This window comes from Pseudomonas sp. TWI923 (assembly GCF_039673365.1).
GTDB classification, from domain to species: Bacteria; Pseudomonadota; Gammaproteobacteria; order Pseudomonadales; family Pseudomonadaceae; genus Aquipseudomonas; species Aquipseudomonas sichuanensis.
Genome location: NZ_JBDJLM010000115.1, coordinates 1 through 9384, shown reverse-complemented (window position 1 = coordinate 9384; position 9384 = coordinate 1). Strand labels below are relative to the sequence as shown.

Annotated in this window: 10 protein-coding genes; 9 read left to right on the top strand and 1 reads right to left on the bottom strand. The window is 63.8% G+C overall.

Annotated elements, in window-relative coordinates; all coding sequences use genetic code 11:
* Positions 1-101: 101 nt before the first annotated feature.
* Entirely contained in the window at positions 102-1505 is a 1404-nt protein-coding gene (locus tag ABE459_RS24690) for a cytosine permease (protein WP_258642117.1), read from the bottom strand.
* 317 nt (positions 1506-1822) lie between these two features.
* Here ABE459_RS24690 and ABE459_RS24685 point away from each other — a divergent pair, with 317 nt between their 5' ends.
* The 9 genes from ABE459_RS24685 to ABE459_RS24645 all read left to right on the top strand — a co-directional run bounded on the left by ABE459_RS24685 (position 1823) and on the right by ABE459_RS24645 (position 9159).
* Entirely contained in the window at positions 1823-2308 is a 486-nt protein-coding gene (locus ABE459_RS24685) for a flavin reductase family protein (RefSeq protein ID WP_110996540.1), read from the top strand.
* A 60-nt stretch (positions 2309-2368) separates the two neighbouring features.
* Positions 2369-3409: an LLM class flavin-dependent oxidoreductase gene (locus tag ABE459_RS24680; protein ID WP_110996541.1), complete on the top strand. Its 1041-nt coding sequence runs from the start codon at positions 2369-2371 to the stop codon at positions 3407-3409.
* A gap of 322 nt (positions 3410-3731) precedes the next feature.
* Positions 3732-4328 carry an amino acid synthesis family protein gene (locus tag ABE459_RS24675; protein ID WP_003256068.1) on the top strand — a complete coding sequence of 199 codons (597 nt, stop codon included), beginning with the start codon at positions 3732-3734 and terminating at the stop codon, positions 4326-4328.
* Between the two features lie 68 nt (positions 4329-4396).
* Complete coding sequence (locus ABE459_RS24670) at positions 4397-5230, top strand: alpha/beta fold hydrolase (protein WP_125464438.1); 834 nt, start codon at positions 4397-4399, stop codon at positions 5228-5230.
* Positions 5227-6708 (top strand): aldehyde dehydrogenase, encoded by a 1482-nt coding sequence (locus tag ABE459_RS24665; RefSeq protein ID WP_125464439.1) that lies wholly within the window; start codon positions 5227-5229, stop codon positions 6706-6708. The genes ABE459_RS24670 and ABE459_RS24665 overlap by 4 nt, the downstream gene beginning before the upstream one ends.
* Before the next feature lie 12 nt (positions 6709-6720).
* On the top strand, positions 6721-7206 hold the full coding sequence (locus tag ABE459_RS24660; RefSeq protein WP_125464440.1) for a flavin reductase family protein: 486 nt from the start codon (positions 6721-6723) through the stop codon (positions 7204-7206).
* 154 nt (positions 7207-7360) lie between these two features.
* A complete protein-coding gene (locus ABE459_RS24655; protein WP_125464441.1) occupies positions 7361-7750 on the top strand; it encodes a carboxymuconolactone decarboxylase family protein in 390 nt (129 codons plus the stop codon).
* A gap of 90 nt (positions 7751-7840) precedes the next feature.
* Entirely contained in the window at positions 7841-8593 is a 753-nt protein-coding gene (locus tag ABE459_RS24650) for a GntR family transcriptional regulator (RefSeq protein ID WP_110996546.1), read from the top strand.
* 2 nt (positions 8594-8595) lie between these two features.
* Entirely contained in the window at positions 8596-9159 is a 564-nt protein-coding gene (locus ABE459_RS24645) for an NUDIX hydrolase (protein ID WP_323833884.1), read from the top strand.
* Positions 9160-9384: the final 225 nt, after the last annotated feature.

The window sequence follows — 9384 nt, the reverse complement described above, 5'->3', positions numbered from 1 at the left end:
GCGGCGTGCTGTCCGGGCCTGAAAACCCGCGCGGGCCACGCCCGCCCCCACCGCCCCCGGCGTGGGCGCGGGCTTGCCCCGCGATGCATCTGCGCGATGAATCAGTCGTTCGCGCCAATCACCCTGCCCGCCTTCACCGGCGTGTTGCGCGTCGCCAGGCAGTAATACAGCGGCACGGTCACGATCAAGCCGAACAGCCACGACAGGTCAGCCCCTTCGACGATGTTCGAGTACGGCCCCACATACAGCGCGGTGTTGGCGAACGGCAGCTGTACCAGGATGCCGCAGGCATAGGCAATGATCGCGTGGTGGTTGAAGCGGCCGTAAATCCCACCGTCGGCGCTGAAGATCGAGGCGATGTCGTACTCGCCCTTCTTGATCAGGTAGAAGTCCACCAGGTTGATCGACGCCCACGGCACCAGCACCAGCAGCAGGGCCAGGATCAGGCCGATGAACTCACCGATGAAATCGGCCGAAGCGTTCAGCGCGACCATGCCGCAAGCCACCAGGATCACCGTTGCCAGCACCACGCGCACCTTGATGCTCGGCGTCCACTGGGCGGCGAACGTCTGGATCGCGGTGACGATCGACAGCACCGCGCCGTACAGGTTGAGGGCGTTGTGGCTGATGATGTTGAGCAGGAACAGCACCATCAGGATCGGCCCCAGCCAGCCGGTGGCCTGCTTGACCGCAGCCATGGCGTCCGTGCCTTGCGGTACGCACAGCACCGCCACCGCACCGAAGCTGAAGCACAGGATGGTGCCCAGGGTGGCGCCGAAGTAGGTGGCCCAGAACGGCTTGGCAATGCCGATCTCACGCGGCAGGTAACGCGAGTAGTCAGAGGTGTACGGCGAGAAGCTGATCTGCCAGATGGTGCCCAGCGACACCGTGGCGATGAAGCCCGACAGGTTGAACGCGCCACGGCTGAAGAAGTCCGCCGGCAGGTCCTGGGCGAACATCATGATGAAACCGGCCAGCAGCGCCGAGCCCATCACCCAGGTACCGATGCGGTTGAGGATGTGGATGAAGCGGTAGCCGATCACGCCGATGGCGGTGGCGCTCAGGGCGCCGATGACGATGGCGCTGGGCATCGGCACGCTGGGGGCGATGCCGTGGATCGACTTGCCCGCCAGGACGATGTTGGAAATGAAGAAGCCGACGTAGATCAGCGCGGTGAAGAACACGATCAGCAGCGCGCCGTAGCGACCGAACTGGCCACGGCTCTGCACCATCTGCGGAATGCCCAGCTGCGGTCCCTGCGCAGAGGCCAGGGCGAGTACCACGCCGCCCAGCAGATGGCCCAGCGCGATGGCGATCAGGCCCCACAACAGGTTCAGGTGGAACACCTGCACCACCATGGCCCCGGTGACGATGGGCAGTGGCGCGATGTTGGTGCTGAACCACAGGGTGAACAGGTCGCGCGCCTTCCCATGGCGCTCGGCAGGTGGAACGTAATCGACCGTGTGATTTTCGACAAACTGGTGTTGCGACGACGGTTGGGACATAGGTTTTCAGCTCGAAAGGTCGTTTTTTATCTTTGTATGGAAACCGCTCAAGGCGGCCTCTCAGCTGCGGACCATATTATGGTATTCCAAACTTTTGACAACACTGCACCGCGCTTTTTCAGCGCATCTGATCTGCCTGGCGCCCCGCCTTGGCGCAGCCTTTTCACTGCCAAACCCAATGAATACGGGGCCTTAACCGTTCATCGCGTTATCCGCGCACCAAAAAATTCCGCTTGCAAAATAGGTATTACGGTATACCATCAGACACATCAACGATAAAAACCGCGGACCACCGCAGCCCTTCCGAGGTACACAAGATGATCGACGCAACTGTCTACAAGAACGTCCTGGGCTCCTTCCCGTCCGGCGTTACCGTCATCACCACCCTGGACGACGACGGCTCGATCGTCGGCCTCACCGCCAGCGCCTTCTCCTCGCTGTCGATGGACCCGCCACTGGTGCTGTTCTGCCCCAACTACAGCTCCGACTCCTACCCTGTATTGATGAAGAACAAGCGCTTCGCCATTCACCTGTTGTCCGGTGAACAGCAAGCCGAGGCCTATGCATTCGCGAAAAAGGGCAAGGACAAGGCCAGCGGTATCGAATGGACCCTGAGCGACCTCGGCAACCCGATCCTGGCCGGCGCCACCGCCGTCATCGAATGCGAACTGTGGCGCGAATACGAAGGTGGCGACCACGCCATCATGGTCGGCAAGGTGCACAACCTGATCGTGCCGCAAGAGGCACCACGGCCGATGATCTACTGCCGCGGCAAGATGGCCAGCCTGCCAGCCTTCGCCTGATGCAACCCATCTGAAAACCTGCCCCGGCAGGCGACAACAACAAGCTCCGAGGAAAGCCCCATGAAATTTTCGTTGTTCGTGCACATGGAACGTTGGGATGAACAGGTCAGCCACCGCCAGCTGTTCGAAGACCTGACCGAACTGACCTTGATGGCCGAAGACGGCGGTTTCAGCACCGTGTGGATCGGCGAACACCACGCCATGGAATACACCATCTCGCCGAGCCCGATGCCGCTGCTGGCCTACCTCGCCGCACGCACCGAGAAAATCCGCCTGGGCGCCGGCACCATCATCGCGCCGTTCTGGAACCCGATCCGCGTGGCCGGCGAATGCGCCCTGCTCGATGTAATCAGCAACGGTCGCATGGAAGTGGGCCTGGCCCGCGGCGCCTACCAGTTCGAATTCGACCGCATGGCCAACGGCATGCCGGCCACCGACGGTGGCAAGGCCCTGCGCGAAATGGTGCCGGTGGTGCGCAAGCTGTGGGAAGGCGATTACGCCCATGACGGCGAAGTCTACAAGTTCCCCACTTCTACCAGCGTGCCCAAGCCGTTCAACGCCACGCCGCCGATGTGGATCGCCGCCCGCGACCCCGACTCGCACAACTTCGCCGTGGCCAATGGCTGCAATGTCATGGTCACCCCGCTGATGAAGGGCGACGAAGAAGTGCTGGACCTGAAGAACAAGTTCCAGGCCGCCCTGGACAACAACCCGGATGTGCCGCGCCCGCAACTGATGGTGCTGCGCCACACCCACGTGCACAGCCCGTCGGAGCCTGAAGGCTGGAAAGTCGGCGCCCAGGCCATCTCGCGCTTCTACCGCACCTTCGACGCCTGGTTCGGCAACAAGACCACCCCGGTCAATGGCTTCCTGGAGCCCAGCCCTGAATCGAAGTTCGCCGAAGTGCCAGCGTTCGAGCTGGACAACATCCGCAAGAACACCATGATCGGCACCCCCGAAGAGATCATTGCGCGCATCAAGTACTACCAGGAACTCGGCGTCGACGAGTTCAGCTTCTGGTGCGACAACAGCCTGCCCCACGCCGAAAAGAAAAAGTCGCTGGAGCTGTTCATCAAGGAAGTGGTGCCGGCCTTCGCCTGAATTCCCTTTGCCTGAAACATTGCGGGACACGCCCGCTCCCGTGGGCCTTTGCGGCCTGCGTGAGCGGGCTTTTTTTCGCAACGGCAACTGGCCTCTTCGCGGGTAAACCCGCTCCCACACGACTTGCGCTGCCTTGCAGATTGCGCGGTACCTGTGGGAGCGGGTTTACCCGCGAAGAGGCCAGTACAGACAGCAGAGATATCAAGGCATCAGCCGACCTTTCGTCCCCTTCCCAACGAAATTTTCAGCCCCCCCTTGCACATCAAATATTATGGTATACCATCAGACAACAAGAGCTGATAACCCTCACCAGGAGCCCCCCATGAGTTTCGAAATCCGCAAGATCGTCACCTACTCCGAAGAAACCCGCATCGAAGGCGGCAAGGCCACCGACAAGCCGGTGACCATGGTCGGCCTGGCCGTGGTGATCAAGAACCCATGGGCCGGTCGCGGTTTCGTTGAAGACCTCAAGCCGGAGATCCGCGCCAACTGCTCCGAGCTGGGCGCACTGATGGTCGAGCGCCTGACCGCCGCCATCGGCGGTGCCGACAAGATCGAGGCCTACGGCAAAGCCGCCGTGGTCGGCGCAGACGGCGAAATCGAGCACGCTTCGGCGGTGATCCACACCCTGCGCTTCGGCAACCACTACCGCGAAGCCGTACAGGCCAAGAGCTACCTGAGCTTCACCAACAAGCGCGGCGGCCCGGGCACCTCGATCCAGATCCCGATGATGCAGAAGGACGACGAAGGCCTGCGCTCGCACTACATCACCCTGGAAATGCAGATCGAAGACGCCCCGCGCGCCGACGAGATCGTCGTGGTGCTGGGCGCCGCCGACGGTGGCCGCCTGCACCCACGCATCGGTAACCGCTACATCGACCTGGAAGAACTGGCTGCCGAAAAAGCCAACGCTCAATAACAACAACCAAGACGGGCCTGGGCGTGGCGAGCATACCCGCCGCGCCCGACCTTCAAGGAGCGCCCTCCATGATTCAGCCTGTCGCTGAACGTACACCGGCCGGGACCAGTTACCTGGATCTAGGCCAGGGCCAGCCCGTGGTACTGATCCACGGCGTGGGCCTGAACAAGGAAATGTGGGGCGGGCAGATCGTCGGCCTGACCAACGACTACCGCGTCATCACCTACGACATGCTCGGCCATGGCCAGAGCCGCGTGCCCGCCAGCGACACGCCGCTCGAAGGCTACGCCGAACAGCTCGCCGAATTGCTCGACCACCTGCAGATCGCCCAGGCCACCGTGATCGGCTTTTCCATGGGTGGCCTGGTGGCCCGCGCCTTCGCGCTCAATTACCCGCAGCGCCTGGCCGCACTGGTAGTGCTCAACAGCGTGTTCAACCGCACCCCCGAGCAGAGCGCCGGGGTGATCGCCCGTGCCGCGCAAGCCTTTGAACAGGGCCCCGACGCCAACGTCGACGCAGCGCTCGACCGCTGGTTCAGCCGCGAATACAAGGCCGCCAACCCGGCCCAGGTCGCCGCCATCCGCCAGGTGCTGGCCAGCAACGACCCGCAGGGCTACCACACCACCTATTCGCTGTTCGCCACCCAGGACATGTACCGCGAAGGCGACCTGGGCAGCATCCAGGTACCGACGCTGATCGCCACCGGCGAACTCGACAGCGGCTCCACCCCGGCCATGACCCGCCAGCTCGCCGCGCGTATTCCCGGTGCGCAGAGCGTGGTCCTCGCCGAGCAACGGCATATGATGCCGGTGGAAGCGCCGCGCGAAGTCAACAAGATGCTGCTGGACTTCCTCAAGCAAGCCCGCACCCTCACCGAATCCGCCAAGGGGATTGTTGCATGACCCTCGTTCGTTTCCAGATGTGCATCGACGGCCAGTGGCTCGATGCCCAGAGCGGCAAGACCTTCGACAGCCTCGACCCGGCCACCGCCCAGGCCTGGGCGCAACTGCCAGACGCCGCCGAAGCCGACGTCGAGCTGGCCGTGCAGGCCGCCCAGCGCGCCTTCGAAGGCTCTGCCTGGCGCGGCCTCACCGCCACCGCCCGGGGCAAACTGCTGCGCCGCCTGGGCGACCTGATCGCCGAGAACAAGGAACACCTGGCCCAGCTCGAGAGCCGTGACAACGGCAAGCTGATTCGCGAAACCCGCGGCCAGGTCGGCTACCTGCCGGAGTTCTTCCACTACACCGCGGGCCTGGCCGACAAGCTCGAAGGCGGCACCCTGCCGCTGGACAAGCCGGACCTGTTCGCCTACACCGTGCACGAGCCGATTGGCGTGGTGGCCGGGATCATCCCCTGGAACAGCCCGCTGTACCTGACCGCGATCAAGCTGGCCCCGGCCCTGGCCGCCGGCAACACCATCGTGCTCAAGCCCTCCGAGCACGCCTCGGCGACCATCCTCGAGCTGGCCCGCCTGGCCCTCGAAGCCGGCTTCCCGGCAGGCGTGGTCAACGTGGTGACCGGCTACGGCCCAAGCACCGGCGCCGCCCTCACCCGCCACCCGCTGGTGCGCAAGATCGCCTTCACCGGCGGCGCCGCCACCGCCCGCCATGTGGTGCGCAGCAGCGCCGAGAACTTCGCCAAGCTGTCGCTGGAGCTGGGCGGCAAGTCGCCGAACATCATCTTCGCCGACGCGGACCTGGACAGCGCCATCAACGGCGCCGTGGCCGGCATCTATGCCGCCTCCGGGCAAAGCTGCGTGGCCGGTTCGCGCCTGCTGGTGCAGGACGAGATCTTCGACGAGTTCGTCGAACGCCTGATCGCCCGCGCCAAAAGCATCCGCATCGGCAACCCGCAGGACGAACGCAGCGAGATGGGCCCCATCGCCACCGCCCAGCAACTGGCCGTGATCGAGGGCCTGGTGGCCGCGGCCAAGGCCGAAGGCGCCACGCTGCGCATGGGTGGCAAGCGTGCCGAGGTCGAAGGTGACGGCTGGTTCTACGAGCCGACTCTGTTCGAGTGCGACAGCAACTCGATGACCATCATGCAGGAAGAAGTGTTCGGCCCGGTCGCAGCGGTGATCCGCTTCAAGACCGAGGAACAGGCCCTGGCGATGGCCAACGACTCCCAGTTCGGCCTGGCCGCCGGCATCTGGACCCGCGACCTGGGGCGCGCCCACCGCCTGGCCCGCGACGTGCGTTCCGGGATCATCTGGGTCAACACCTACCGCGCGGTATCGGCCATGGCCCCCATCGGCGGTTTCAAGAACAGCGGCTATGGCCGTGAGAGCGGCATCGATTCGGTGCTTGCCTATACCGAGCTGAAGACGGTGTGGATCAACCTCTCCACCGCGCCCATGCCCGACCCGTTCGTGATGCGCTAGGAGGAACACGAGATGATCGAACCCGGCATCTACAAAGACGTGATGGGCTCGTTCCCGTCCGGTGTCACCGTGGTCACCACCCTGGACGCCGACGGCGCCATCGTCGGCATCACCGCCAGCGCTTTCAGCGCGCTGTCGATCGAGCCGGCGCTGGTGCTGTTCTGCCCCAACTACGCCTCGGACACCTACCCGATCCTGCGCGACAGCAAGCAGTTCGCCATCCACCTGTTGTCCGCCGACCAGACCGCCGAGGCCTATGCCTTCGCCGGCAAGGGCAAGGACAAGGCCAAGGGCATCGACTGGCAGCTGAGCGAACTGGGCAACCCGTTGCTCACCAAGGCCACGGCGATCATCGAGTGCGAACTGTGGCGCGAGTATGACGGCGGCGACCACGCGATCATCGTCGGCGCGGTGAAGAACCTGGTGCTGCCTGCCGACCCGGTTACCCCGATGGTGTACCACAAGGGCAAGCTCGGCGCCCTGCCGCCGCTGGGTTGATACTCCATCGCGTGGCAAGCCCGCTCCCACGAACTCGCCTGCGTGGGAGCGGGCTTGCCCCGCGATGCTGCCCCACAGTTTCCGGGGGCCGCGCATACCCCCTCACCTTCGGTTGCGGCCCCCCTTTTCATTCAACGTTCAAGGACCTCGGCAGATGAGCAACGAAAAGTACGAGAAAGGCCTGCAGATCCGCACCCAGGTACTGGGCGAGGACTACGTCAATCGCTCGATCCAGAACGCCGACGAGTTCACCAAGCCGCTCCAGGAGCTGGTTACCGAGTACTGCTGGGGCCATGTCTGGGGCCGCGATGGCTTGTCGCTCAAAGAGCGCAGCATGATAAACTTGGCCATGATTTCCGCGCTCAACCGGCCCCACGAGCTCAAGCTGCACATCCGTGGCGCCTTGCGCAATGGCCTGAGCCGTGAACAGATTCGCGAGATCCTGCTCCAAGTCGGCATTTATTGCGGCGTACCTGCGGCGGTGGACAGTTTCCGCCTGGCCCGCGAGGCCTTCGCCGAAGCCGATGCAGAGTCAACCCGTTAACAACGGGCTGTTTCGAACCACTGCAAGGAGCGCCACGGTTCGTGGCCCTTCGCGATGTTGGCGCAACAGCCTCATAAAAGAGCGCCCCTGATGAAACGCCAGCCACTCGACGACAGCTTCAAGGTCAACCGCAACCCCGTTACCCTGCGTGAAATCGTGCTGGACAAACTGCGCAGCGCGATCATGAACTTCCACCTGCTGCCGGGCGATCGCCTGGTCGAGCGCGACCTCTGCGATCGCCTCGGCGTCAGCCGCACCTCGGTCCGCGAAGCCCTGCGCCACCTCGAATCCGAAGGCCTGGTCGAGTTCGCCGACGCCAAGGGCCCGCGCGTGGCCATCATCACCCTGGAAGACGCCCGCGACATCTACGAGCTGCGTTGCGTGCTCGAAGGCCTGATCGTCCAGCTGTTCACCCTCAACGCCAAGACCAAGGACATCCGCGCCTTGGAGCGCGCCCTGGAAGTCAACCGCGAGGCGCTGGAAGACGGCGAGCTGCAGCAGGTGCTCGACTCGGTGCAAGGCTTCTACGACGTGCTGCTCGAAGGCTCGGGCAACCAGGTGGCCGCCCAGCAGCTGCGCCAGTTGCAGGCGCGCATCAGCTACCTGCGCGCCACCTCGGTGTCGCAAGAGAACCGCCGCAGCGCCAGCAACCGTGAAATGGAAAAGATCGTCGAGGCGATCAAGAGCGGCGACCCGCAAGTCGCTCACCAGGCCTCGGTCGACCATGTACGCGCCGCTGCAAAAGTGGCACTGGACTATCTGCGCCAGAAACAGGACGACAACGCCAAGGTCCGCGAAATCGTCGCTCCCCTGCCCCTCAAGGACCCTCGCATAGGCCGCTGACCATGCCCACCGCCCCGCGCTACTGCCCGCACTGCACCACGGAACTGGCCCGGGGCGTCCCCACAGGCGATACCCACGAACGCTTGCACTGCACCGGGTGCGGCTATATCCACTACATCAACCCGAAGATCATCGCCGGCTGCATCATCGAGCGTGATGGCAAGTACCTGTTGTGCCAGCGGGCCATTGCGCCGCGGCCGGGGACCTGGACCTTGCCGGCGGGGTTCATGGAGGCCGGCGAGACCACCGAGCAGGCGGCGCTGCGCGAGGTATGGGAAGAGAGTGGCGTGCGGGGCGAGATCGTCTCGCCTTACTCGATTTTCAGCGTGCCGCAGATCAGCGAGGTGTACATCATCTTCCGCGCCATTGCGACTGAAGAGACCGGGAAGTATGGGGCTGAGACTCTGGCCTACAAGTTCTTCGAGCCTGACGAGATTCCTTGGGACCAGATCTACTACCCGGCAATTCGGCAGATCTTGGAGCGGTACATTCTTGAGCGGCAGGCGGGGGTGTATGGGATTTATATGGGGAATGATGATAGCGGGAAGGTGCATTTCATTCGTTGAGTGGGGTTCGGGTTCGGGTTCGGGTTCGGGTTCGGGTTCGGGTTCGGGTTCGGGTTCGGGTTCGGGTTTCAGGGTGTTGGTTTTTGTAGATGTATGCGCATTCGGCGGCGATGTCGACTTTTAGTCACCTTTCCGCCCTTACGGCGGGTTACTTTGGTCTTGGCCAAAGTAACCAAAGCCGCCCGCTCCCATCATACGGCCCCTGCGCTGCGCTCCGGGGTCCCC

What these genes read in the sequence shown, in the direction of transcription:
- ABE459_RS24690 (WP_258642117.1), bottom strand. Translation starts at nt 1,505, where the DNA reads ATGTCCCAACCGTCGTCGCAACACCAGTTTGTCGAAAATCACACGGTC.
- ABE459_RS24685 (WP_110996540.1), top strand. Translation starts at nt 1,823, where the DNA reads ATGATCGACGCAACTGTCTACAAGAACGTCCTGGGCTCCTTCCCGTCC.
- ABE459_RS24680 (WP_110996541.1), top strand. Translation starts at nt 2,369, where the DNA reads ATGAAATTTTCGTTGTTCGTGCACATGGAACGTTGGGATGAACAGGTC.
- ABE459_RS24675 (WP_003256068.1), top strand. Translation starts at nt 3,732, where the DNA reads ATGAGTTTCGAAATCCGCAAGATCGTCACCTACTCCGAAGAAACCCGC.
- ABE459_RS24670 (WP_125464438.1), top strand. Translation starts at nt 4,397, where the DNA reads ATGATTCAGCCTGTCGCTGAACGTACACCGGCCGGGACCAGTTACCTG.
- ABE459_RS24665 (WP_125464439.1), top strand. Translation starts at nt 5,227, where the DNA reads ATGACCCTCGTTCGTTTCCAGATGTGCATCGACGGCCAGTGGCTCGAT.
- ABE459_RS24660 (WP_125464440.1), top strand. Translation starts at nt 6,721, where the DNA reads ATGATCGAACCCGGCATCTACAAAGACGTGATGGGCTCGTTCCCGTCC.
- ABE459_RS24655 (WP_125464441.1), top strand. Translation starts at nt 7,361, where the DNA reads ATGAGCAACGAAAAGTACGAGAAAGGCCTGCAGATCCGCACCCAGGTA.
- ABE459_RS24650 (WP_110996546.1), top strand. Translation starts at nt 7,841, where the DNA reads ATGAAACGCCAGCCACTCGACGACAGCTTCAAGGTCAACCGCAACCCC.
- ABE459_RS24645 (WP_323833884.1), top strand. Translation starts at nt 8,596, where the DNA reads ATGCCCACCGCCCCGCGCTACTGCCCGCACTGCACCACGGAACTGGCC.